The organism is Streptomyces sp. H27-H1 (assembly GCF_026627445.1).
Taxonomy (GTDB): domain Bacteria; phylum Actinomycetota; class Actinomycetes; order Streptomycetales; family Streptomycetaceae; genus Streptomyces.
On sequence record NZ_JAPNLJ010000051.1, the window covers coordinates 23,795 to 47,550 of the forward strand.

Here is a 23,756-nt window from a genome sequence, read left to right on the forward strand (position 1 = left end):
GTAGTCTCCGCAGGTGACAGCCCGAGACGTGGAACCCCGCCTGCTGCGAGCCTTCCTTGCCGTCGCCGAGGAGCTGCACTTCACCCGTGCCGCCGCCCGGCTGTACGTGGCCCAGCAGGCCCTCAGCCGGGACGTGCGTCGACTCGAACAGACCTTGGGCGCGCCCCTCTTCGTACGCACCACCCGCGCCGTCGAGCTGACGCCGGACGGGGAGCGGCTGCTGCCCCTGGCCCGCGGTGTGCTGCGGGCGCAGGAGGAGCTGGCCGCGGCGTTCGCGGCGCCCCGCCCGCTGCTCGTCGACCTCAACACCGACGGCCCCGGCACCGCCCGCGCGGTGCTGGACCGGGCTCGCGAACTGGCCCCCGACTGCGAGCTGATGGCCCGCTTCGAGTCCGGGCTCACCCACGCCGCCGCCGAGATCGCCGCGGGCCGCCTCGACGTCTCCTTCGGGTACGCCGACGGCCTCGACCCGGCGCTGCGGGCCCGCCTCGCGCGGACGCCGGTACGGTACGAGCCGCTCGCGGTGCTGCTGCCCGAGGAGCACGCGCTGGCCGCGCTGGACGCCGTACCGCTGGCCGCGCTGCGCGGCCAGACGGTGTACGCCGGGGCCGGGAACCCGCGGACCGTGGAGTGGACCGGGCTGGCGCGCGAGCTGTTCGCCGGGCGGGGCATCGAACCCGCGCCGCCCGCGCCGGTGGCGATGGGCAAGGAAGAGTTCCGCCGGGTCATGGTCAAGACGGGCAATCCGGTCCTCGCCACGGTGGACTTCGTGGACATGCCCGGCTGCGTCAAACGGCCGCTGACCGCCCCCGTACCGCTGTCGCCGCTCGCGATGGTGTGGCGGAAGGGACTGAGCCATCCCGGGCTCGACGCGCTGCACCGCGCCGCCGCGGAGCTCGGGGCCGGGCGCGGCTGGCTGGACGTTCCTCCGGACAGCTGGCTGCCCGCGCTCACACCGGCCCCGGACGGCGGGTGAGAGCAAGGTTTCCCGGCGGTCATCCGGCGGGGACCGGGGCCGAAACGAGCTGTTCCTACGGTCGTCACCACGGACGAGACGCGACGAGAAGCGACCAGACGCGGCGACGCGCGGCGGGCGCGACGGGCGCGACGTGATCGCAGCAGGCTGTGGAGGCGTGTGATGACCAGTACGACCGCACCGCGCAAGGGTGGCCGCTGGATCGAGCGGTGGGACCCCGAGGACGAGACCTTCTGGCGGGAGACGGGTGAGAAGACCGCCCGCCGCAACCTGATCTACTCCGTGCTCTCCGAGCACATCGGCTTCTCGATCTGGTCCCTGTGGTCGGTGATGGTGCTCTTCATGGGCCCGCAGTACGGCATCGACCCCGCCGGGAAGTTCTCGCTCATCGCCACCGCCACCTGCGTCGGCGCCCTGGTCCGGGTCCCCTACACCTTCGCCGTGGCCCGCTTCGGCGGCCGCAACTGGACGGTCTTCAGCGCCCTGCTGCTGCTCGCGCCGACGGTCGCCGCCTGGCTGGTGATGGAGCCCGGAACCTCCTACAACACGTTCCTGTTGGTGGCGGCGCTGACCGGGGTCGGCGGCGGGAACTTCGCCTCGTCGATGACGAACATCAACGCCTTCTTCCCGCTGCGCAAGAAGGGCTGGGCGCTCGGCCTCAACGCGGGCGGCGGGAACATCGGCGTCCCCGTCGTCCAGCTCGTCGCCCTGCTGGTCATCGGTACGGCCGGGGCAGGCCACCCGCGGCTGCTGCTCGGCGCCTACATCCCGCTCATCGTGGTCGCGGCGGCGCTCGCCGCCCTGCGGATGGACAACCTGGCGCCCGTGCGCAACGACACCGGGGCGGTACGGGAAGCCGTCCGCGACGCCCACACCTGGATCATGGCGTTCCTGTACGTCGGCACCTTCGGCTCCTTCATCGGCTACAGCTTCGCCTTCGGGCTGGTGCTCCAGACGCAGTTCGGCCGCACCCCGCTCCAGGCGGCCTCGCTCACCTTCATCGGACCGCTGCTCGGCTCGCTGATCAGGCCGGTCGGCGGGGCCCTCGCGGACCGGTTCGGCGGCGCGTGGATCACGCTGGGCACCTTCGTGGCGATGGCGGGGGCGACCGGAGTGGTGATCCTGGCCTCCGTACAGGAATCCCTGCCGGTGTTCCTGGTCGGCTTCGTGGCGCTGTTCGTCCTCAGCGGGCTCGGCAACGGCTCCACCTACAAGATGATCCCCGGCATCTTCCAGGCGAAGGCACTGGCCCGCGGGATGAGCGGCGAGGACGCGGCCACGTACGGGCGCCGGCTGTCCGGCGCCTCCATGGGCCTCATCGGCGCGGTCGGCGCGCTCGGCGGACTCGGCATCAACCTGGTCTTCCGGGAGGCGTTCCTGAGCTCCGGCTCCGGCACGGCGGCCTTCGTGACCTTCCTCGGCTTCTACGCGCTGTGCTGCGGGGTCACCTGGGCGGTATACCTTCGCCGGCCCGCCCAGATGATGATCCCCACGGCCGGTTCGGAGACGAAGCCGCAGCTCACCTCGGTGTAACGGGGAGCACACGTCGGTTAACGGCACCGAAATACGCGTGAACCGAGCCTGATACGCCCCCAGGGCAGGCTCGGTTCACGCGAACGTCACACGTCACCCCACCCGACTGCGTGTGAACGCGACACCGGACCGACACCGGACCCGACCACTGCGCGAGGCAGGTCACCATGCACGACACCCACACCGGTCCGCCGGCCGGCCCGCTCGCCGGATTCACCGTCGGGGTCACCGCCGCCCGGCGGGCCGACGACCTCATCGCCCTGCTCCGCCGCCGTGGGGCCACCGTGCTGCACGCACCCGCCCTGCGGATCGTGCCGCTCGCCGACGACACCGAGCTCCTGTCCGCCACCAAGGAACTGATCAGCTGCGCGCCCGACGTGGTGGTGGCGACCACCGCCATCGGCTTCCGCGGCTGGATCGAGGCCGCCGACGGGTGGGGACTCGGCGAGGAGCTGCTCGGGCGGCTGCGGGAGACCGAGCTGCTGGCGCGCGGCCCGAAGGTGAAGGGCACGATCCGGGCCGCCGGGCTCGTGGAGACCTGGTCCCCGCAGTCGGAATCGCTCGCCGAGGTACTGGACCGGCTGCTGACGGCCGGGGTGGCCGGCCGGCGCATCGCACTCCAGCTGCACGGGGAGCCGCTGCCCGGGTTCATCGAGGCCCTGCGGGCGGGCGGGGCCGAGGTGGTCGGCGTACCCGTGTACCGGTGGATGGCGCCGGAGGACCTCGGGCCGCTGGACCGGCTGCTCGACGCGGTGGCAGCCGGAGCGGTGGACGCGGTGAGCTTCACCTCCGCGCCGGCCGCGGCCTCGCTGCTGTCCCGGGCCGCGGAGCGGGGCGTACGGGAACCCGTGCTCGAGGCACTGACCGGCGGATCGGTGCTGGCGGCGTGCGTGGGGCCGGTGACGGCCCTGACCCTGCAGGCGGAAGGCGTGCCCACGGTGCAGCCCGAACGCTTCCGGCTCGGACCCCTCGTGCAGCTCCTGTGCCAGGAACTCCCGGGCCGGGCACAGGTCCTCCCGGTGGCCGGACACCGCCTCGAACTGCGCGGCCACGCGGTCCTCGTCGACGCCGAGCTGCGCCCCGTCCCGCCGGCCGGCATGGCCCTGCTGCGGGCCCTGTCCCGCCGCCCGGGCTGGGTGGTGGCCCGCTCCGAGCTCCTGCGCGCCCTCCCGGGCGCGGGCCGCGACGAGCACGCGGTGGAAACGGCGATGGCCCGCCTGCGCGTGGCCCTGGGCGCGCCGAACCTCATCCAGACCGTCGTCAAGCGGGGCTACCGGCTGTCCCTGGACGCGGGCTCCTGCGCCGACTGACGCGGCCGCGGACCGGCGCCCGAGTCGCGGGACAGGTGGCCGGAGAGCTGGCCCGGCTCCGCGCCGTCCGTTAGCGTGCCCGGATGATCATTGACGGGGTGGAGATGCGGGACATCCGGACGGCCGACGCCGCCGGGCTCGCCGAGGTGCTGGACCGCAACCGGTCGTACATGGCCCCCTACGAGCCCCTGCGGCAACCGGGGTTCTACACCGAGGCCGGGCAACGGGCGCGGATCGAGGCGCTGCTCGCAGACCGCGACGGCGGCCGGGCGCGCCCGTACGTGCTCGTCGCCGACGCGTCGCCCATCGGGACGATCACCCTGAACTCCATCGTGCTCGGCCCGCTGTGCAGCGCCAGCATCGGCTACTGGGTGGCCGAGGCATGGACCGGCCAGGGGGTGGCCACCGCCGCGCTGGAGGAGCTCTGCCGGATCGCCCGTGACGAGGCCGGACTGCACCGGGTCGAGGCCGGGACACGGGTCGACAACCTGGCCTCGCAGCGGGTGCTGGCGAAGGCCGGCTTCGAGCAGTACGGGCTCGCGCCCCGCTACCTGCACGTCGGCGGGGAGTGGCACGACCACCGCCTCTTCCAGCGGCTGCTGCACGACGACCCGCCCGCCCTCTAGCCCCCCGGCCCGGAGACGGGCACTCTGGGGGCACGCCCCGAGAGTGAGGCGGTGACGGGTATGTGGTTCGACTCCGGGCGGGTCTGCCTGGACCTGGTGGCGACCTTCGCGCCCCACACGAACACCGAGGGCATCCGGGACGGAGACGGCCTGCGGCTGTGGCTCACCGGAGCCGGGCTGGTGCCCGACCGGACACCGCTCGGCCGGGTGGGGGACGACTGGGTGCGGGCCTTCAGGGTGCTGCGCGCCGACGCCGAGAGCCTCGTACGGGCCGAGCTGGCCGGCGCCGCGCCCCCCGGGGCCGCACTGGCCCGGGTCAACGCGGCGGCCGCCGGTCCTCCCCCGGGACTTTGTGCCGTACAGGACCAAGAAGGTCACCTCGTGCGGGAGTTGTGCGGCGGTGTCGAATGCGCCGGGCTGCTCGCCGCCGTGGCCCGGGACGCCGTCGAACTGCTCACCGATCCCGGTGAACGGGCGCTGCTGCGGGCCTGCGAGGGCGACGGCTGCGCCCGGGTCTACCTCGACACCTCGCGCGGACACCGGCGCCGCTGGTGCTCCAGCGAGCTCTGCGGCAACCGCGAGCGCGTGGCCCGCCACCGGCGCCGCGTACTCGAATCCCGCCCCGGTTGACCCGGTTCGCGACGCCCGCCGGACGTGATCTTCGTCTTGATCCGCGAGCCGTTCCGGAACGGGCGTGCGCGCACGGGCCCCTTCGCGTACGGTTGACGGTCGCCCATGCACGTCAGAAAGGGGCCTTGGTGGCCGCGCAGAATGCCGCTGTCGACAGCACGGCGGATTCCGTCCGCGATCGGGAGATCGCGGTCGAGCAGACGCATCTCGATCACGTGTACCGACGCCTTGAAGAGAAGATCCACGAGGCGGAGTTCCTGATGAACGACGCCGCCAAGCGTGGCCAGGTCGGCACACCCGGAGCCCTCGCAGAGCGGGACGCACAGGTCTTCCGGGCCGGAATCCATCTCAACCGTCTCAACAACGAGTTCGAGGACTTCCTGTTCGGCCGCGTCGACCTGATCCTCGGCAAGGACGGGGAGCGGGGCCCGGACGGCGCCTTCACCTCCGTCGAGCCCGCCGAGGACGCGATCCGTACCGACCTCACGGCCGATATCGCCGAGACGCTCCACATCGGCCGCATCGGGGTCCTCGACTCCGACTACTCGCCGCTCGTCATCGACTGGCGCGCCCCGGCGGCCGCGCCGTTCTACCGTTCCACGCCCAAGGAGCCCGGCCGCGTCGTGCGCCGGCGCGTCATCCGCTCCAAGGGCCGCAAGGTGCTCGGCGTCGAGGACGACCTGATGCGCCCCGAGGTGACCGCCTTCCTCGACGGGCGCGAGCTGCCCGTCATCGGCGACGGCGCACTGATGGCCGCCCTCGGGCGGGCCCGTACCCACTCGATGCGCGACATCGTCTCCTCCATCCAGGCCGAGCAGGACCTCGTCATCCGGGCGCCCGCCGCCTCGGTCGCCGAAGTCGCGGGCGGACCCGGCACCGGCAAGACCGCCGTCGCCCTGCACCGCGCCGCCTACCTGCTCTACCAGGACCGGCGGCGCTACTCCGGCGGCATCCTCATCGTCTCCCCGACCCCGCTGCTCGTCGCCTACACCGAGGGCGTCCTGCCCTCCCTCGGCGAGGAGGGCCAGGTCGCCATCCGGGCGCTCGGCTCGCTCGTCGACGGAGCCGAGGCGACCACCTACGACGATCCGTCCACGGCCCGCATCAAGGGCTCGTCCCGGATGCTGAAGGTGCTGCGCAAGGCCGTACGGGGCGCCCTCGAGTTCGGCGGCCCCGGCGGGGCGCAGGCCCCCGACCGGCTGCGCGTGGTGGCCTTCGGGCGCCGCCAGGAGCTGGAGGCCGGCGATCTCGACCGGATCCGGCAGAACGTCCTGTCCGGCACCACCCCGGTCAACATGCTGCGCCCGCGCGCCCGCAAGCTCCTGCTGGACGCGCTGTACTCGAAGTCCGGCGGGGCCGGCCGGCACAGCGACCCGCAGCTCGCCGCCGAGCTGCGCTCCGCCTTCGACGAGGACGTCTCGACGGAGGACGCGTTCATCGAGTTCCTGAACGCCTGGTGGCCCGAACTGACCCCGCGCGGGGTGCTGGCCACCATGGCGGACGAGCGGCGCCTGTCGCGCTGGTCGCGCCGGGACCTGAACCCGCGCGAGACCCGCCAGCTCGCGCGCTCCCTGCGCCGGGTCGGCCCGGACGGCAAGGGCGCCCTGTCGGTGCACGACGTGGCGCTGCTGGACGAGCTCCACCAGCTGGTGGGCGCGCCCGCGCGGCCCAAGCGCAAGCGGGAGATGAACCCGCTGGACCAGCTGAGCGGGCTGGAGGAGCTGATGCCGACCCGCGAGGAGACCCAGTGGGAGCGGGCCGAGCGGCTCGCGGCGGAGCGCACCGAGTACGCGCACGTCATCGTCGACGAGGCGCAGGACCTGACGCCGATGCAGTGGCGGATGGTCGGCCGCAGGGGCCGGATGGGCACCTGGACGGTGGTCGGAGACCCGGCGCAGTCCTCGTGGACGGACCCGGAGGAGGCGGCGGCCGCGCGGGACGAGGCACTGGGGTCACGCCCGCGGCGCCGGTTCACCCTGACGGTGAACTACCGCAACCCGGCCGAGGTCGCGGAGATCGCCTCCCGGGTGCTGAAGCTGGCGGCGCCGGGCATGGAGCCGCCGACGGCGGTGCGCTCCACGGGCCTCGAGCCGCGTTTCACGGCGGTGGCCGACGATCTGCGCACCACTGTCCGGGAGGAGACCCGGCGGCTGCTGGAGCAGGTGGACGGCACGGTAGGCGTGGTCGTGGCGATGGACCGGCGGGTGGAGGCCGCGGGCTGGCTGGCGGACCTGGGGGAGCGGGCGGTCGCCCTGGGCAGCCTGGAGGCGAAGGGCCTGGAGTACGACGCCACGGTGGTGGTCTCCCCGGCGGAGATCGCGGACGAGTCCCCGGCGGGCCTGCGGGTGCTCTACGTGGCCCTGACCCGTGCGACGCAGCAGTTGACGGTGATCTCCACGGTCCGGGACGCCCCGGACGCCGGGGGAGTCGCGGCGCTGCTCCAGCCTTAGCTCCCCTACGGTCTCGCGGCACCTGGTACGGGGCTCGTCGAGCCCCGTACGGCCGGTTGGTCGGCGGCCAAGGGCGTGGTCGTCACAACCGGTCCCCTGCAGGGGGATCACTTCGGGCGAACCTTTGTTAGCCTGGGTTACGGCACCGACTCGATCCAAGCCCCCGGGCCCAACCTTCGTCGCCTAGAGCGACCACTTGCCGCGAGGCGAGCATGGCGGGTCGGTGTCATAGACGTCAGTGAACAGGTCTGTCCCCTTCGCGGAAACGGAGGGGACGGGCCTGTTTTGCGTGGCCGGAAAGGGTTCCGTGGGATGAGCAAATCTCGTATGGTGGAAGTGTCTTTCCGAAGTTTGTAGCTGGTTACCTTTTACCGGCTGGTAGGTGGGACGATCGGACAACAGGTCCTGCCATACCTGCCGTCGTTGGGCGGTGCCGCGGGGCCCTGTGTACAGAAGAACCAGGGACAGAAGAGGAACACGGCCATGGCAACGGCGCCCAGCGTCTCGTACTCGATGACGGTCCGCCTGGAAGTGCCCGCGAGCGGAACCGCGGTCTCCCAGCTCACCACCGCCGTCGAGTCCTCCGGTGGCTCCGTCACCGGCCTCGACGTGACCGCATCCGGCCACGAGAAGCTCCGGATCGACGTGACCATCGCGGCGACGTCGACGGCGCACGCGGACGAGATCGTCGAGAAGCTCCGCGGGATCGAGGGCGTCAGTCTCGGCAAGGTCTCCGACCGAACCTTCCTGATGCACCTCGGCGGCAAGATCGAGATGGCGTCCAAGCACCCCATCCGCAACCGCGACGACCTCTCGATGATCTACACCCCGGGTGTGGCCCGCGTGTGCATGGCGATCGCCGAGAACCCCGAGGACGCTCGTCGCCTCACCATCAAGCGCAACTCCGTCGCAGTCGTGACGGACGGCAGCGCCGTACTGGGCCTCGGCAACATCGGCCCGATGGCCGCGCTGCCCGTCATGGAGGGCAAGGCGGCCCTCTTCAAGCGCTTCGCCGGCATCGACGCCTGGCCGATCTGCCTGGACACCCAGGACCCGGACGAGATCGTCGCCGTCGTCAAGGCGATCGCCCCGGGCTTCGCGGGCATCAACCTGGAGGACATCTCCGCGCCGCGCTGCTTCGAGATCGAGGCCCGGCTGCGCGAGGCCCTCGACATTCCCGTCTTCCACGACGACCAGCACGGCACGGCCATCGTGGTCCTCGCCGCCCTCACCAACGCACTGCGCGTGGTGGGCAAGGCCGTTGGCGACGTCAAGGTGGTCATGTCGGGCGCCGGGGCCGCCGGTACCGCGATCCTGAAGCTGCTCCTCGCGGCGGGCGTCAAGAACGCCGTCAGCGCCGACATCCACGGTGTCGTGCACTGCGACCGCCCCGACCTCGTCGACGCGGCCCCGGACTCCCCGCTGCGCTGGATCGCCGACAACACCAACCCCGAGGGCTACACGGGCACCCTGAAGGAGGCCGTGGTCGGCGCCGACGTCTTCATCGGCGTCTCGGCCCCCAACGTCCTCAGCGGCGAGGACGTGGCCGCCATGGCGGAAGGCGCGATCGTGTTCGCGCTCGCGAACCCGGACCCCGAGGTGGATCCGGCGATCGCCCGCCAGACCGCCGCCGTCGTGGCCACCGGCCGCTCCGACTTCCCGAACCAGATCAACAACGTGCTGGTCTTCCCGGGTGTCTTCCGCGGCCTGCTGGACGCCCAGTCGCGGACCGTGAACACCGAGATGATGCTGGCCGCCGCGAGCGCCCTGGCCGACGTGGTCGGCGAGGACGAGCTGAACGCGAACTACATCATCCCGTCGGTCTTCAACGACAAGGTCGCGGGCGCGGTAGCCGGAGCGGTCCGCAAGGCCGCCTCCACGGCTGTGACGCCCCCCACCTCCGTCTGATCCCCGGCGCGTCGCGGGATGCGGGCCCCCCGGGCCGCCTCTAGGGTTGCGGGGATGCCCGCGTGGTCCGCGGTCCGCGTCCCCGGACGCCATCCGGGACCCTTTCCGGTGCGGACGGAGTGTCACCGCGGCGTGACTGTGGCGCTTTTCGTGTGACCCCGGCGGGTGCCGGATTGGCTTTCCCGCCGGTGGTGGGGGCAGGATGCGTAACCGGGCGAGAGGGTCTGACGTCAGACCCGGGTCCGGGGACTGTCCTAGGGCCCTGGCAGCATCGGCTTCGATCTCACGCCTCTAAGGCACGTTGAACACGGGAGTACAACATGAACCGCAGTGAGCTGGTGGCCGCTCTGTCCGAGCGCGCCGAGGTGACCCGCAAGGACGCCGACGCCGTTCTGGCCGCGCTCGCCGAGACCGTCGGTGAGATTGTCGCCAAGGGCGACGAGAAGGTCACCATCCCCGGCTTCCTGACCTTCGAGCGCACCCACCGTGCCGCTCGCACCGCGCGCAACCCGCAGACCGGCGACCCCATCCAGATCCCGGCCGGCTACAGCGTGAAGGTCTCCGCGGGCTCCAAGCTCAAGGAAGCCGCCAAGGGCAAGTAGTCCGCCCTTGTGCCGAGGGCCGCACCGGCCCCCGGGACGGTAGTGATACGTAGTACGCGAGAGGCGGCCACCCCGCCCCGGGTGGCCGCCTCTCGGCGCTCCCGGCATGCCGGGTGGCCCCCGGGACCCAGAACGCCCCCACAGGCCCCGTACAGGGCCTGTGGGGGCGTTCTGGGTCGGTCTGTGCGCATCTACGGCGTACGCCGTACCGGCCGGGCCGGTCAGACGAGGTCGCCGCCCGGGAGCTCGACCTTGGCGCCGAGCTCCACGAGCTTCTCCATGAAGTTCTCGTAGCCGCGGTTGATCAGGTCGATGCCGTGCACCCGCGAGGTGCCCTCGGCGGCCAGCGCCGCGATCAGGTACGAGAACCCGCCGCGCAGGTCGGGGATGACCAGATCGGCGCCCTGGAGCTTGGTCGGGCCCGAGACCACGGCCGAATGCAGGAAGTTGCGCTGGCCGAAGCGGCAGGCGCTGCCGCCCAGGCACTCCCGGTAGAGCTGGATGTGTGCGCCCATCTGGTTGAGCGCGGAGGTGAAGCCGAGACGGGACTCGTAGACCGTCTCGTGGACGATCGAGAGGCCGGTGGCCTGGGTCAGCGCCACGACCAGCGGCTGCTGCCAGTCGGTCTGGAAGCCGGGGTGGACGTCCGTCTCCAGCGCGATGGCGTTGAGGGGGCCGCCCGGGTGCCAGAAGCGGATGCCGTCGTCGTCGATCTCGAACGCGCCGCCGACCCGGCGGAAGGTGTTCAGGAAGGTCATCATCGAACGCTGCTGCGCGCCGCGCACGTAGATGTTGCCGCCGGTCGCCAGCGCCGCGGACGCCCAGGAGGCGGCCTCCAGCCGGTCCGGGAGCGCCTTGTGGTTGTAGCCGCCGAGGCTGTCCACACCGGTGATCCGGATGGTCCGGTCTGTGTCGACGGAGATGATCGCGCCCATCTTCTGCAGTACGCAGATGAGGTCTTCGATCTCCGGTTCGACGGCGGCGTTGCCGAGCTCGGTGACGCCCTCGGCCAGGACGGCCGTCAGCAGCACCTGCTCGGTCGAGCCGACCGACGGGTAGGGCAGGCGGATCTTGCAGCCGCGCAGCCGCTGCGGGGCCTCCAGGTACTGGCCGCCCTCGCGCTTCTCGATGGTGGCACCGAACTGGCGCAGCACGTCGAAGTGGAAGTCGATCGGCCGGCCGCCGATGTCGCAGCCGCCGAGGCCGGGGATGAAGGCGTGGCCGAGCCGGTGCAGCAGCGGGCCGCAGAACAGGATCGGGATGCGCGAAGAGCCCGCGTGGGCGTCGATGTCGGCGACGTTGGCGCTCTCGACGTGCGTGGGGTCGAGCACCAGCTCGCCCGGTTCGTCACCGGGGCGGACGGTCACCCCGTGCAGCTGGAGCAGCCCGCGCACGACCCGGACGTCCCGGATGTCGGGAACGTTGCGCAGCCGGCTCGGCCCGCTGCCGAGCAAGGCCGCGACCATCGCCTTGGGTACGAGGTTCTTCGCGCCGCGGACACGGATCTCGCCCTCGAGCGGAGTTCCGCCGTGGACAAGCAGTACATCGTCACTGATGCCGGTCATGAATCTCGCGTTCCGGAGAGGGGTGGGCAGGGGGCCAGTGAAAAGGGTAAGGGGCATGACCCCCCTGTTCGTAAGGGTGACGGGGCCGTAGGACTGTCATGAATTCGGTACAACACCCTGGGTGCCCGCCAGGTGGCGGAGCGTCTCCTTCCGCACGGGGTCCGGCCGGTCGCCCGTGCGCGCCCCGCACCGCCGCGGTGCGCCCTGAGCTGCGTACGGTCCGGATGCGCCGTCCACTCCCCCTCGCGGGCGAATGTGCGAGACCATGTCGCCATGACCGAGGTGTCCTCCCTCACAGGGCGGTTGCTCGTGGCCACCCCAGCCCTCGCGGACCCGAATTTCGACCGCGCGGTCGTTCTGCTGCTCGACCACGACGAGCAGGGCTCGCTCGGCGTCGTCCTCAACCGCCCCACCCCGGTGGGTGTCGGTGACGTGCTGCTGCCCTGGGCCCCGCTGGCCGGAACCCCCGGAGTGGTCTTCCAGGGCGGCCCGGTGGCGATGGACTCCGCGCTGGGGCTGGCGGTCATCCCGGGCGAGGAGGGGCCGCTCGGCTGGCGCCGGGTGCACGGGGCGATCGGCCTGGTGGACCTGGAGGCCCCGCCCGAACTCCTGGCGGCGGCCCTGGGCGGGCTGCGCATCTTCGCCGGGTACTCGGGCTGGGGCCCGGGGCAGCTGGAGGAGGAACTGGGCGTGGGCGCCTGGTACGTCGTCGACTCCGAGCCCGGCGACGTCTCCTTCCCGGATCCCGAGCGGCTGTGGCGCGCCGTGCTGCGGCGCCAGCGCAGCGACCTGGCCATGGTGGCCACGTACCCGGACGACCCGTCGCTGAACTGAGCCGCCGCCCGGGCCGACGCCGCTCAACCCCCGCGCGCGAGGATCGGTACCCTGGCAGTCATGAGCACTCTTGAACCCGATCGCGGGACTGGTACGGGGACCCTCGTAGAGCCGACGCCGCAGGTGTCCCACGGTGACGGCGACCACGAGCGCTTCGCCCACTACGTCCAGAAGGACAAGATCATGGAGAGCGCGCTCGGGGGCACCCCCGTCGTCGCGCTCTGCGGCAAGGTCTGGGTGCCGGGCCGGGACCCGAAGAAGTACCCGGTCTGCCCCATGTGCAAGGAGATCTACGAGTCCATGGGCCCCGGTGGGGACAAGGACAAGGGCGGCAAGGGCGAGTAGTCCGGCCCCTCCCGAAGCAGGGCGAAGGCCCTCGGTGCGCGCGTGCGCGTCCGGGGGCCTTTTCCGTTCGCGGAGGGCCGGTTAGGGTCGCCGCGTCAGCGCCCTGTGAAACGTACGTTGCACATGATGCAACGGTGGAGGAGTCGAGGCCATGCCCGAGTTGATTCCGGAGCCGCGGTACGCACGATTCCTGCCCGACGGCGGCACTTGTGAGCTCGCCGACCCGCTGCTCGACGCCGGACCCGGCACCGAGGAGACGGCCGGCTGGCTGCGCCGCGAGCTCGGCGCCGCCACCGGCTGGGCGCTGCCGGCCCCGGTCCGCGGGGAGCCGTACGGCGAGCGCCCGGTGATCCGGCTCGCGCTGCGCCCCGGGATCGCGCGGGAGACCGGGGCCGAGTCCTACGAACTGCACGTCGCGCCCGGCTCCGTCCTGCTGGAAGGCGCCGACCCGGCGGGCCTCTTCTACGCCGCCCAGACGCTGCGTCAGCTGCTCGGGCCCGACGCCTGCCGGCGGGCGCCGCTGCCCGGGGCGGTGTGGCGGCTGCCGTACGGGGACATCGAGGACGGGCCGCGCTTCGGCTGGCGCGGGATGATGCTCGACGTGGCCCGGCACTTCATGCCCAAGGACGGGGTGCTGCGCTACGTCGACCTGCTCGCCGCCCACAAGCTCAACGTGCTGCACCTGCACCTGACGGACGACCAGGGCTGGCGGGTGGAGATCAAGCGCTATCCGCGGCTCACCGAGGTCGGCGGGTGGCGGGCCCGCAGCCGGTGGGGCCACCGGGCCTCACCGCTGTGGAACGAGACCCCGCACGGCGGCTACTACACCCAGGACGACCTCCGCGAGATCGTCGCGTACGCGGCGGAGCGGCACGTACGGGTGGTGCCGGAGATCGACGTACCGGGGCACTCGCAGGCCGCGATCGCCGCCTACCCGGAGCTCGGTAACACGGACGTGGTGGACACGGCCGCGCTCCAGGTGTGGGACGACTGGGGCATCAACGAGAACGTGCTCGCCCCCACCGAGGCCGTCCTGCGGTTCTACGAGGGGGTCTTCGAGGAACTGCTGGAGCTCTTCCCGGCAGAGGTCTCGCCCTTCGTGCACGTGGGCGGCGACGAGTGCCCGAAGGCGCAGTGGCGGGCGTCGGCGGTGGCCCAGGACAGGATCCGGGAGCTGGGCGTCGACGGCGAGGACGGCCTGCAGTCCTGGTTCATCCGGCACTTCGACGGCTGGCTCGCGGAGCGCGGCCGCCGGCTCATCGGGTGGGACGAGATCCTGGAGGGCGGACTGGCCCCCGGAGCGGCCGTCTCCTCCTGGCGCGGCTACGCGGGCGGCATCGCCGCCGCCGAGGCCGGCCACGACGTGGTGATGTGCCCCGAGCAGCAGGTGTACCTGGACCACCGTCAGGCGGACGGTGAGGACGAGCCGATGCCGGTCGGGTACGTACGGACAATGGAGGATGTGTACCGGTTCGAGCCGGTACCACCGAAGTTGTCCGAAGAGGCTGCCGCCCATGTGCTGGGCGCGCAGGCCAACGCGTGGACCGAGGTGATGGAGAACCGGAGCCGCGTCGACTACCAGGTGTTCCCGCGCCTCGCGGCCTTCGCCGAGGTGGTGTGGTCCCGGCTGCCGCTGCCCGAGGACCGGGACTACCAGGCCTTCGAGGCGCGGATGACGGCGCACTACCGGCGCCTGGACGCCCTCGGGGTCGACTACCGGCCGCCCGGCGGCCCGTTGCCCCGGCAGCGCAGGCCCGGAGTGCTCGGACGCCCGATCGAGGGAGCGCCCCCGAACGTGTGAGAGCCCCCGCGCGGATGAGCCGGAGCGGCGGGCGAACGCGGGCCGCGGGGGGAGCCGCGGGCGGGTCTCCAAGGGGGTCCGTACCGGGGGCGTGTGCCGGTGGTGCGCGGGCGGCGGACCCTCGCGTCCGGTGCTCCGGAAGATGTGCCAGAGTTGCCACCTCCCGGCGGTGAGCACGTACCGTACGGCGGACAGGCGTGAGCGCCGGGACCGGGACATCGGGAAGGGGCAGCTGGGTTGACCACGCACGCACCGCACGCACCGCAGGCACGGGATTCGTCCCAGGGGCCCCGCAGCGACCCGCGGGCGGGGAACGCGACGCAGTCCGTGACGCTGCCGGCCTCGCTCGAAGAGGCCGTGGCGGCGCTCGCGGCCATGCCCGCCGCCGTCCCCGTGGCCGGCGGCACCGACCTCATGGCCGCCGTCAACGCGGGACTCCTTCGCCCCGCCGCCCTGGTGGGCCTCGGCCGGATCAACGAGATCCGCGGCTGGCAGTACCAGGACGGCCACGCGCTGCTCGGCGCCGGCCTCACGCACGCGCGCATGGGGCGGCCGGACTTCGCCGCCCTCATCCCGGCCCTGGCCGCCGCCGCGCGCGCCGCCGGGCCGCCGCAGATCCGCAACGCCGGCACGCTGGGCGGCAACATCGCCACGGCCGCGCCGACGGGTGACGCGCTCCCCGTGCTGGCCGCGCTGGAAGCCGTACTCGTCATCGTCGGGCCCGGCGGTTCGCGTCGCGAGATCCCGGTCTCGCACCTGCTGGCCGGGCGTGAAATGCTCCGCCCAGGAGAGCTGATCGGCTTCGTGCGGGTGCCGTTGCTGCACGCGCCCCAGGTGTTCCTCAAGGCCACGGGCCGTACGGGACCCGGGCGCGCGGTGGCGTCCGTGGGGCTCGTACTGGACCCCGCGCGCCGAGGTGTGCGCTGCGCGATCGGCGCGGTCGCCCCGATGCCGCTGCGGCCGCTGGAAGCCGAGCAGTGGGTCGCATCGCTGATCGACTGGGACGGGGACCGCAGTCTGGCCCCCGAGGCGCTGGAAGCCTTCGGCGAGTACGTCGCGGCGGCCTGCGTGCCCGACCAGGGGGAGCCCGTGGCCCCCGGAGTACTGCATTTGCGGCGGACGGTGGCCGTGCTGGCACGGAGGGCCCTGGGGAGGGCGCTGAGCTCATGAGTGAGAACGAGAACACGGGTCCCGCGGGTCCCGCCTGGGGCTGGGAGCCGGTGCCGCACGGCGGCGAGTACGACTCCGACGCGACGGCCTTCGTGAAACTGCCGCAGGACATGCTGGACGCGCTCGGCACCGGAGAGCCCCTCGCGGCCCCCGGGCACGGCTACGTGCCGCCGCCGATGATCGTGCCGCTGGGCACGGCCAGTACGGATCCGGCGGCCACGGGAACGTGGACGATCCCGGTGCAGTGGCCGGAAGCGGGTGGAGCGGTCCCCGCGGACTCGGGTGCCCCGGCCCCGGGGGCCCAGGCGCGGGCGCCGATCCCGGCGTCGGTACCGATCCCGGCGTCGGTGGCCGCGGCGTTCGCGGAGCAGGCGGCGGAGCCCGTGGCCGAGCCCTACGCCGAACCTGTCGCGGAGTCCTACGAGGAGCCGTTCGCCGAGCCCTTCGCGGAACCCTTCGCGGGGATTCCGGTCGCCGCGCACGAATCGTCGGAGACCGCCGAGTGGCGCTTCCCCGAGGCGGCGGCGAGCGACGTGTGGACCCCGGGCGGTACGGGCGACACGGGCAGCTACGGGCATTTCGCGGCCTCGGCCGACTGGAGCCAGGCCCCCGCGACGCTGCCGGGCGGGGCCGCGGCTCCGTGGGCGACGCATCCGGACTTCGAGAGTGTGCGCGGGTACGTGGCGCAGCAGCCGGGCGGCGGGGACGGCGGGGGTGAGGACGGGCCGGGCGCGCTCGGCTCCGACCCGCTGGGGTCCGCGGGGCTCGACTCCGACCCGCTCGGATCCGACCCGCTCGGATCCGGGGTGCTTCCCGGGGCTTCCGCCGCGGGCGGCGCATTCTTCGGCTCGGCCCTGGGGCGCGGACCGCGCGTCCTGGGCGGCCCGGGGGTCGGTACCCCGCTGGACGGAGAGCCGGGCTACCCGGCCCCGCACGACATCGAAGCCGCCCACGGCCCGGCGCCGGTGCCGGACTCGGGGGAGCGGCCGCATCCGGGGAACGACGGCGAAGCCGGGGCCGAAGCCGGGGCCGAAGCCGGGGACCGGGCCGGAGCCGGGGTCGCGGAGGCGGAGCAGGGCGGCGACGGAGCCGTACCGGCCGCCGGCGAAGCCGGGGCCGCGCCCGCGCCGGGTACCGAGGACACCGGCCTGGCTGTCGCGACCGCTTCGGCGGGGACGGCCGAAGGGGTTCCGGGCGAGGGGGAGACGTACGAGGAAGAAGCCGCCGACGGGGCGGACGCCGCGGCCGTCACCCATCACGAGCACCCGTCCGCGTCCTACGTCCTGCGCGTCAACGGGGCCGACCGCCCCGTCACCGGCGCGTGGATCGGCGAGTCCCTCCTCTACGTGCTGCGCGAGCGCCTCGGCCTCGCCGGCGCCAAGGACGGCTGCTCGCAGGGCGAATGCGGCGCGTGCGCCGTACAGGTCGACGGCCGGCTCGTCGCCTCCTGCCTCGTCCCGGCGGCGACCGCGGCGGGCAGCGAGGTCCGGACCGTGGAAGGTCTCGCCACCGACGGGGAACTGTCGGACGTGCAAGAGGCGTTGTGCAGGTCGGGTGCGGTGCAGTGCGGGTTCTGCGTACCCGGCATGGCCATGACCATCCACGACCTGCTGGAAGGCAACCACGCCCCCAGCGAGCTGGAGACCCGCCGGGCACTGTGCGGCAACCTCTGCCGCTGCTCGGGCTACTCGGGCGTCATCGAGGCCGTGCGCGAGGTCGTGGCCGAGCGCGGCTCGGCTGCGGAAGCAGCCGCCGTGGCCTCCGCCGAGGCACGGATCCCGCACCAGGCGCTGCCCGGCGAGGGCGGCATCCACGGGATGCAGGGGAGCCACGGGATGCAGGGGACTCAAGGGGCTCAGGGGAACCTGGGCAGCCAGGGCAACGACGGCCACACGGGCAACGACGGCCACACGGGCAACGACGGCAACACGGGCAACGACGGCAACACGGGCAACGACGGCAACACGGGCAACGACGGCCACACAGGCAACGAGGGCAACCACCAGGGAGGCACCGCGTGAGCGCCCACGACGCGGCGACGGTCCCGGCAGCGGTCTCCGCACCGGCCCCCGAGGGCGCGGAGCCGTCGGAGTCGGCGGTCCCCCGCGGCATCGGCGCGTCCGTCCCGCACGCCGACACCCGCGCCAAGACCGAGGGCACCTTCCCCTACGCCGCCGACCTGTGGGCCGAGGGCCTCCTCTGGGCCGCCGTGCTGCGCTCCCCGCACGCCCACGCCCGCATCCTCTCCATCGACACCTCCGCCGCCGCCGAAATGCCCGGCGTGCGGGCCGTCGTCACCCACGCCGACGTCCCCGGCGCCACCACGCACGGCCGCCGCATCGCCGACCGGCCCGTCTTCGCGCACGACGTGGTCCGCCACCACGGCGAGCCCATCGCCGCGGTCGCCGCCGACCACCCGGACACCGCACGCCTCGCGGCCGCCGCGATCGCCGTCGAGTACGAGCTCCTCGACCCGGTCACCGACCCCGAACAGGCCTTCGGCGCCCCCGACCTGCACCCCGACGGCAACCTGATCCGGCACATCCCGCTGCGCTACGGCGACCCCGAAGCCACCGGCGACATCGTCGTCGAGGGCCTCTACCGCATCGGCCGCCAGGACCCCGCCCCCATCGGCGCCGAGGCCGGCCTGGCCGTGCCGCGGCCCGACGGCGGCGTGGAGATCTACACCGCCTCCACCGATCCGCACACCGACCGCGACCTGGCCGCCGCCTGCTTCGGCCTCGAACCCGACCGGGTCCGCGTCGTCGTCACCGGAGTCCCGGGCGCCATGGCCGACCGCGAGGACGCGGCGTTCCAGCTCCCGCTCGGCCTCCTCGCCCTGCGCACCGGCTGCCCGGTCAAACTGGCCGCCACCCGCGAGGAGTCCTTCCTCGGCCACCCCCACCGCCACCCGACACTGCTGCGCTACCGCCACCACGCGGACACGGACGGCCGGCTGGTCAAGGTCGAGGCCCAGATCCTCATGGACGCCGGCGCCTACGCCGACGCCTCCTCGGAATCCCTGGCCGCGGCCGTGGCCTTCGCATGCGGCCCGTACGTGGTCCCGCACGCCTTCGTCGAAGGCTGGGCGGTCCGCACCAACAACCCGCCCTCCGGCCACGTGCGCGGCGAAGGCGCCATGCAGGTCTGCGCGGCCTACGAGGGCCAGATGGACAAGCTGGCGGCCGCCCTCGGCATGGACGGCGCGGAGCTACGCCTGCGCAACGTCCTGGCCACCGGTGACCTGCTCCCCACCGGCCAGACCGTCACCTGCCCCGCCCCCGTGGCGGAACTCCTGCGCGCGGTCCGCGACCACGAACTGCCCGCCCTCCCCAAGGACACCCCGGAGGAGGACTGGCTGCTCCCGGGCGGCCTGGAGGGCGCGGGCGAGCCCGGCGCGGTACGGCGCGGGGTCGGGTACGGGGTCGGCATGGTCCACATGCTCGGCGCGGAGGGCACCGACGAGGTGTCCACGGCCACGGTGAAGATCGTCGGCGGTTCGGCGACGGTCATCTGCGCGGCGGTCGACACCGGCCAGGGGTTCTCCACGCTCGCCCGCCAGATCGTCCAGGAGACCCTGGGCGTGGACGAGGTCGTCACGGCCCCGGTCGACACCGACCAGCCGCCGGCGGGCCCGTCGGCGCACGGCCGGCACACCTGGGTCTCGGGCGGCGCGGTGGAGCGCGCGGCGAAGATGGTCCGTACGCAGCTCCTCCAGCCGATGGCCCACAAACTCGGTATGTCCACCGAACTCCTCCAGATCGCGGATGGCCGAATCACGTCGTACGACGGTGCCTTCTCTACGACGGTCGCCGAGGCGATGGAGGGCAAGGAACTCTGGGCGACGGCCCAGTGCCGCCCGCATCCGACGGAACCGCTGGACGGGGACGGCCAGGGCGACGCCTTCGTCGGCCTCGCGTTCTGCGCGATCCGCGCGGTGGTGGACGTGGACATCGAGCTCGGCTCGGTGCGCGTCGTCGAACTCGCGGTCGCCCAGGACGTCGGCCGCGTCCTCAACCCCCGCCAGCTGGAAGCCCGTATCGAAGCGGGCGTCATCCAGGGCGTGGGCGCGGCCCTGACGGAAAACCTCCGCACGGCCTCCGGCCTGATCCGCCACCCCGACCTGACGGGCTACGCACTCCCGACCTCGCTGGACGCCCCGACGGTCCGCATCGTCAAACTCGTAGAGGAACGCGACGTGGTGGCGCCCTTCGGCGCCAAGCCGGCCAGCGCCGTCCCCGTGGTCACGGCCCCGGCGGCGGTGGCCTCCGCGGTCCGCGCGGCCACGGGCCGCCCGGTCAACAGGCTCCCGATCCGGCCATCGGCGGCGGTGGCGGCGCCCAACTCGTAACCTTGTGACCCTGATTGCACCTGCAACCCAGAACTTGGGCCTGTCGGACTCTGTCGATAGACTGTTTGGGGACACTGGCGACGTGCGTGTGCGAATACGCGCGAACGGGTGTGAACGGGGACGACGGGGAGTCGGGGAGGCCATCGTGGCAGTGGACTATGGGCCGGGCGTGTTCGGGCTGGACTACGGCGTGGGCGTTGCCTCGCCGGCGGCTCTGGGCGCGCTCCAGGTCGAATACGAATCGCTGACGGACTACAAGAAGCGGGTCGACGGCCTGCTGTCGAAGCTGGACGGTTCCCCGGCGAGCGACAAGAAGCTGGCGGACGGCACCCTCCCGGAGAACTCCCTGGGCGAAGGCTTCGCGGAGGCCCAGCGACTGTTCACGGCCTACTCGAACGTGCACACGCAGTTGCTCGCACTGTCGAAGGGGCTGGCCGACCAGATCGAGGGACTGGGCATCGCGATCCAGACGGCGGGCCGGGGGTTCGGGGACGTGGACGAGGACACGAAGCGTCGGATGCTGGCGATCAGTGAACAGGCGAAGGCGGACTACGTCCCGGAACGGGACCCGTTGGCGCCGCCGCCCCCGCACAGTTCGGCTTCGCAGGGAACTGCACCGGGTGCTACGCAGGGTGGTGGCTTCTGATGGCGACGAACTTCGAGAGCCACACGCACCAGCAGCTCCTGGCCATGCTCCACTCGGCCAATGCGGAGACCCTCAAGGCGCGCGGCGATCAACTGACGGACGCCGCGGCGATCATCAAGGAGATCGGCGAAAGCCTCAAGGACCACCGGGTCACCGGCTGGGAGGGCGAGTCGGCCAGGGCCTTCCAGGACTGGGTCAGCCGCACGGGCAACGCGACGCTCCGCCTGAGCGATTACAGCGCCGCGGGCGGCAAGCAGATGACGCAGGCCAGCCAGGTCGTCATCGAAGTCAAGGCCAACATGCCGACGTACGACTCGTCGGCGGCCGCCAACCTGAAGGCGGCCCGGGAGTTCCACAACGACCCGGATTCGCAGCAGATCGGCCAGCAGGCCAACTCGAAGCTGTCCGGGGACCACCAGCTGGCAGTCCAGCAGATGACGAAGCTGGCGCAGGGGTATGAGGCTTCGGCTACTGGGATGGAGGTGGCGGAGGTTCCGACATTTCCGAAGTTGCCGGGGATGTTCGTTCCGAAGAACGTTTCCACCGAAATGGCGCGGCCCGTCTCTGAAGGTGGTTCAACAGGGAGTACTGGAACGGGCGGGGCATCGTCTGTGTCACCTGTGACAGTGGGTCCCACTGGTTCGTCGTATGACGGTGGATCAACGGGCGGTTCGGGCGGCGGAGTGCCCGTGACACCGGATCCGGCACCGGGCCCCGCGCCGGCGCCCCCGGACCGCAACGTGGGCACCGGTCTCGATACCGTCGGCCCCACCCCGAGCACGACTCTTCCCCCGATCACGGGAGGGCCCGGAGGCCCCAGTCCGGTAGGGCCGGGCGGTGGCGGTCCAGGTGTCGGTCCCGGAGGATTTCCCCCTCCCCTGACCCTTCCGCCTGTCGGCGGTGTTCCGAAGCCGGGCGGCGGTATCGGTCCTGGCGGCTTCGTTCCCAGAGGAACGGGTCCTGGCACGAGCGGTCCTGGCGGTATCGGTGGAAAGGCCGGGGGAATTGCCGGTCTGCCTCCGCGCGACAGCGGGATCGTAGGTGGTCGTCCGGTCACGCCGAGCGGTCCGGGCGCGAGTATTCCGCGGGGCACGGTCATCGGAGGCGAGGGCGCCCAGACAGCCGGCCGCGGTATGGGTATGGGCGGCGGCATGGGGGGCGGCGGTCCGCACGGCGGTGTCGGCGGTTCCATGGCCGGCCGCCGTCTTGCCACCGAAGCTGGCGGAGTCGTCGGAGGGCGTCAGGCGGGTACTGGTGGTCGCTCGATCGCTGGTGGTCAGCCGTTCACCCAGGGCGGTTCGGGGCTGGTCCGTGGTGGATCGGGCACCGGCCCCATGGCTGGCCCGATGGGCCGCGGCGGTGCGGGTGCCCAGCCTCCGGGTCGGCGGGGCAACGGTCAGACGGGTGAACGCGCCGACTACCTGGCCGAGGACGAAGAGACGTGGCAGGGCGACCGTAATGTCGTTCCGCCGGTGATCGACTGAGTGGAGCGGACGTTGCACGGGATGCGTATGCGTAAGGCGACCGCGGCCTTGGCGGGCTTCCTGCTGGCCGGGGTCGCCGCGACGCCGGCTCATGCTGAGACCATTCGGTCTCAGCAGTGGCATCTGACCTCGATGAAGGCCGAAGATATCTGGAAGACCAGCACGGGCAAGGGCGTCACAATTGCCGTCATCGATAGTGGCGTAGACCATCTCCCAGAGCTGGAAGGGCAAGTTCTCCCAGGAAGGGACTACGCCCCTTCCACCTACAAGGGGGACGAGCGGACGGACTGGATGCCGCACGGCTCCAGCATCGCGGCGATCATCGCAGGGACCGGGAAAAACCCCCGTGGCGACGGGGCGTTCGGACTCGCGCCTGGCGCCAAAATTCTTCCCATCCGTACGCCTCAGGGTGAAAGCGCGTTCGACCCCACCTGGACCCAGGCGATTCGGTATGCCGCGGATTCAGATGCGAAGATCATCAACATTTCGATGGCCACATCAGTTGAAGATCCCGCACGGCTTGATGCGGTGAAGTACGCCCTTTCCAAGGGCAAGCTGATTTTTGCTGGCGTTGGCAATGATGGCGATTCGACCAACGAGGTCATGTACCCGGCGGCGACACCTGGAGTAGTAGGGGTCGGTGCTGTAGACCGGGACGGCAAGGTGACCGCAGAGTCACAGCATGGCTCCCAGGTTGATCTGGTAGCTCCCGGCATGGAGATTGTCACAGCCTGCTCGACAGGCGACACGGGGCTATGCACGAGCCACGGCACAAGTGACGCCACCGCCCTCGCCTCCGCCTCAGCCGCACTGATCTGGTCCGCCCATCCCGACTGGACCAACAATCAGGTGCTCCGGGTCCTCATGAACACAGCCGGCAAGCCCACAGACGGCGCCGCGCGGAGTGACTTCATCGGGTACGGAATCGTCAGGCCCCGCATCGCCGTGGCAACCCCCGGCGACCCCGGCCCCGCGGACGCCTACCCGCTCCCCGACCTGGCGGCAGCCGGCGGCGGTACCGGGCCCAAGGGTTCGCCCGCGCCCTCCGTGGACGGCAAGACTCCCCAGTCCGGCGGCGCCGCCACTCCCGCTCCCCAGGCCGACGCGAAGAAGGGCGACGGCAGTGTCCTCCCCTGGCTCGCCCTCGGGCTCGGTGCCTGTGTGGTCATCGGCGGAGCCGTCACCGCGGTCGCCGTCCGGCGTAGGAGCCGCTGAGCCGCGTAGGGCCGTAGAGCTGTCGGCCGAGTGGGACGGGACTGAGACGGACGACGAATGGGCGGCACCCCGTGGGGTGCCGCCCATTCGTTCTGCCTGTTCAGGCATCCAGAAGCCGTGACCGGAATCGAACCGGCGTAACTCGCTTTGCAGGCGAGTCCCTAAACCACTCGGGCACACGGCTGGGTGGTGGTGATGTGTATGACCGTACGAGGGTGGGAGCGGGCGCGGAAGGGGTGCGTGGGGCGTGCAATGTGACTGCCATGCCGCGTTCACAGAGGGGGTGCGGGAGGGGGGAGCAGGGGGTGGG

Annotated in this window: 18 protein-coding genes and 1 tRNA gene; 17 read left to right on the top strand and 2 right to left on the bottom strand. The window is 72.3% G+C overall.

What is annotated here, in order from left to right; genetic code table 11:
* Positions 1-13: 13 nt before the first annotated feature.
* The 8 genes from OTB20_RS34990 to OTB20_RS35025 all read left to right on the top strand — a co-directional run bounded on the left by OTB20_RS34990 (position 14) and on the right by OTB20_RS35025 (position 10,035).
* Entirely contained in the window at positions 14-976 is a 963-nt protein-coding gene (locus OTB20_RS34990; protein WP_267823815.1) for a LysR family transcriptional regulator, read from the top strand.
* Positions 977-1,138: 162 nt separating this feature from the next.
* A complete protein-coding gene (locus OTB20_RS34995; protein WP_267823817.1) occupies positions 1,139-2,509 on the top strand; it encodes an MFS transporter in 1,371 nt (456 codons plus the stop codon).
* A 167-nt stretch (positions 2,510-2,676) separates the two neighbouring features.
* Positions 2,677-3,819 (top strand): uroporphyrinogen-III synthase, encoded by a 1,143-nt coding sequence (locus OTB20_RS35000; RefSeq protein WP_267823819.1) that lies wholly within the window; start codon positions 2,677-2,679, stop codon positions 3,817-3,819.
* Between the two features lie 83 nt (positions 3,820-3,902).
* Positions 3,903-4,445 (top strand): GNAT family N-acetyltransferase, encoded by a 543-nt coding sequence (locus OTB20_RS35005; protein ID WP_267823821.1) that lies wholly within the window; start codon positions 3,903-3,905, stop codon positions 4,443-4,445.
* Positions 4,446-4,505: 60 nt separating this feature from the next.
* Entirely contained in the window at positions 4,506-5,075 is a 570-nt protein-coding gene (locus OTB20_RS35010) for a CGNR zinc finger domain-containing protein (protein ID WP_267823836.1), read from the top strand.
* 128 nt (positions 5,076-5,203) lie between these two features.
* On the top strand, positions 5,204-7,525 hold the full coding sequence (locus OTB20_RS35015; protein ID WP_267823823.1) for a HelD family protein: 2,322 nt from the start codon (positions 5,204-5,206) through the stop codon (positions 7,523-7,525).
* Positions 7,526-8,008: 483 nt separating this feature from the next.
* Entirely contained in the window at positions 8,009-9,433 is a 1,425-nt protein-coding gene (locus tag OTB20_RS35020) for an NAD-dependent malic enzyme (RefSeq protein ID WP_267758821.1), read from the top strand.
* Positions 9,434-9,753: 320 nt separating this feature from the next.
* Positions 9,754-10,035, top strand: a complete 282-nt coding sequence (locus OTB20_RS35025; protein ID WP_007264399.1) for an HU family DNA-binding protein — start codon at positions 9,754-9,756, stop codon at positions 10,033-10,035.
* Positions 10,036-10,256: 221 nt separating this feature from the next.
* Here the strand turns inward: OTB20_RS35025 and murA are convergent, their stop codons facing one another.
* Positions 10,257-11,600 carry a UDP-N-acetylglucosamine 1-carboxyvinyltransferase gene (gene murA / locus OTB20_RS35030; RefSeq protein ID WP_267758820.1) on the bottom strand — a complete coding sequence of 448 codons (1,344 nt, stop codon included), beginning with the start codon at positions 11,598-11,600 and terminating at the stop codon, positions 10,257-10,259.
* 273 nt (positions 11,601-11,873) lie between these two features.
* Here murA and OTB20_RS35035 point away from each other — a divergent pair, with 273 nt between their 5' ends.
* The 9 genes from OTB20_RS35035 (at position 11,874) to mycP (ending at position 23,446) form a co-directional block, all read left to right on the top strand.
* Entirely contained in the window at positions 11,874-12,434 is a 561-nt protein-coding gene (locus OTB20_RS35035) for a YqgE/AlgH family protein (protein ID WP_267823825.1), read from the top strand.
* A 60-nt stretch (positions 12,435-12,494) separates the two neighbouring features.
* Positions 12,495-12,779, top strand: a complete 285-nt coding sequence (locus tag OTB20_RS35040; RefSeq protein ID WP_267758818.1) for a DUF3039 domain-containing protein — start codon at positions 12,495-12,497, stop codon at positions 12,777-12,779.
* A gap of 151 nt (positions 12,780-12,930) precedes the next feature.
* Complete coding sequence (locus tag OTB20_RS35045) at positions 12,931-14,580, top strand: beta-N-acetylhexosaminidase (protein WP_267823826.1); 1,650 nt, start codon at positions 12,931-12,933, stop codon at positions 14,578-14,580.
* Between the two features lie 237 nt (positions 14,581-14,817).
* Entirely contained in the window at positions 14,818-15,750 is a 933-nt protein-coding gene (locus OTB20_RS35050; protein ID WP_420716546.1) for an FAD binding domain-containing protein, read from the top strand.
* On the top strand, positions 15,747-17,771 hold the full coding sequence (locus OTB20_RS35055) for a 2Fe-2S iron-sulfur cluster-binding protein (protein ID WP_267823828.1): 2,025 nt from the start codon (positions 15,747-15,749) through the stop codon (positions 17,769-17,771). Before OTB20_RS35050 ends, OTB20_RS35055 begins: the two co-directional genes overlap by 4 nt.
* Complete coding sequence (locus OTB20_RS35060; protein ID WP_420716547.1) at positions 17,768-20,101, top strand: xanthine dehydrogenase family protein molybdopterin-binding subunit; 2,334 nt, start codon at positions 17,768-17,770, stop codon at positions 20,099-20,101. Before OTB20_RS35055 ends, OTB20_RS35060 begins: the two co-directional genes overlap by 4 nt.
* Positions 20,102-20,246: 145 nt before the next feature.
* Positions 20,247-20,747: a hypothetical protein gene (locus tag OTB20_RS35065; protein WP_267823830.1), complete on the top strand. Its 501-nt coding sequence runs from the start codon at positions 20,247-20,249 to the stop codon at positions 20,745-20,747.
* A complete protein-coding gene (locus OTB20_RS35070) occupies positions 20,747-22,231 on the top strand; it encodes a hypothetical protein (RefSeq protein ID WP_267823831.1) in 1,485 nt (494 codons plus the stop codon). Before OTB20_RS35065 ends, OTB20_RS35070 begins: the two co-directional genes overlap by 1 nt.
* 21 nt (positions 22,232-22,252) lie before the next feature.
* On the top strand, positions 22,253-23,446 hold the full coding sequence (mycP, locus tag OTB20_RS35075; protein WP_267823832.1) for a type VII secretion-associated serine protease mycosin: 1,194 nt from the start codon (positions 22,253-22,255) through the stop codon (positions 23,444-23,446).
* Positions 23,447-23,558: 112 nt separating this feature from the next.
* Here the strand turns inward: mycP and OTB20_RS35080 are convergent.
* Positions 23,559-23,630, bottom strand: a tRNA-Cys gene (locus OTB20_RS35080).
* Positions 23,631-23,756 lie beyond the last annotated feature (126 nt).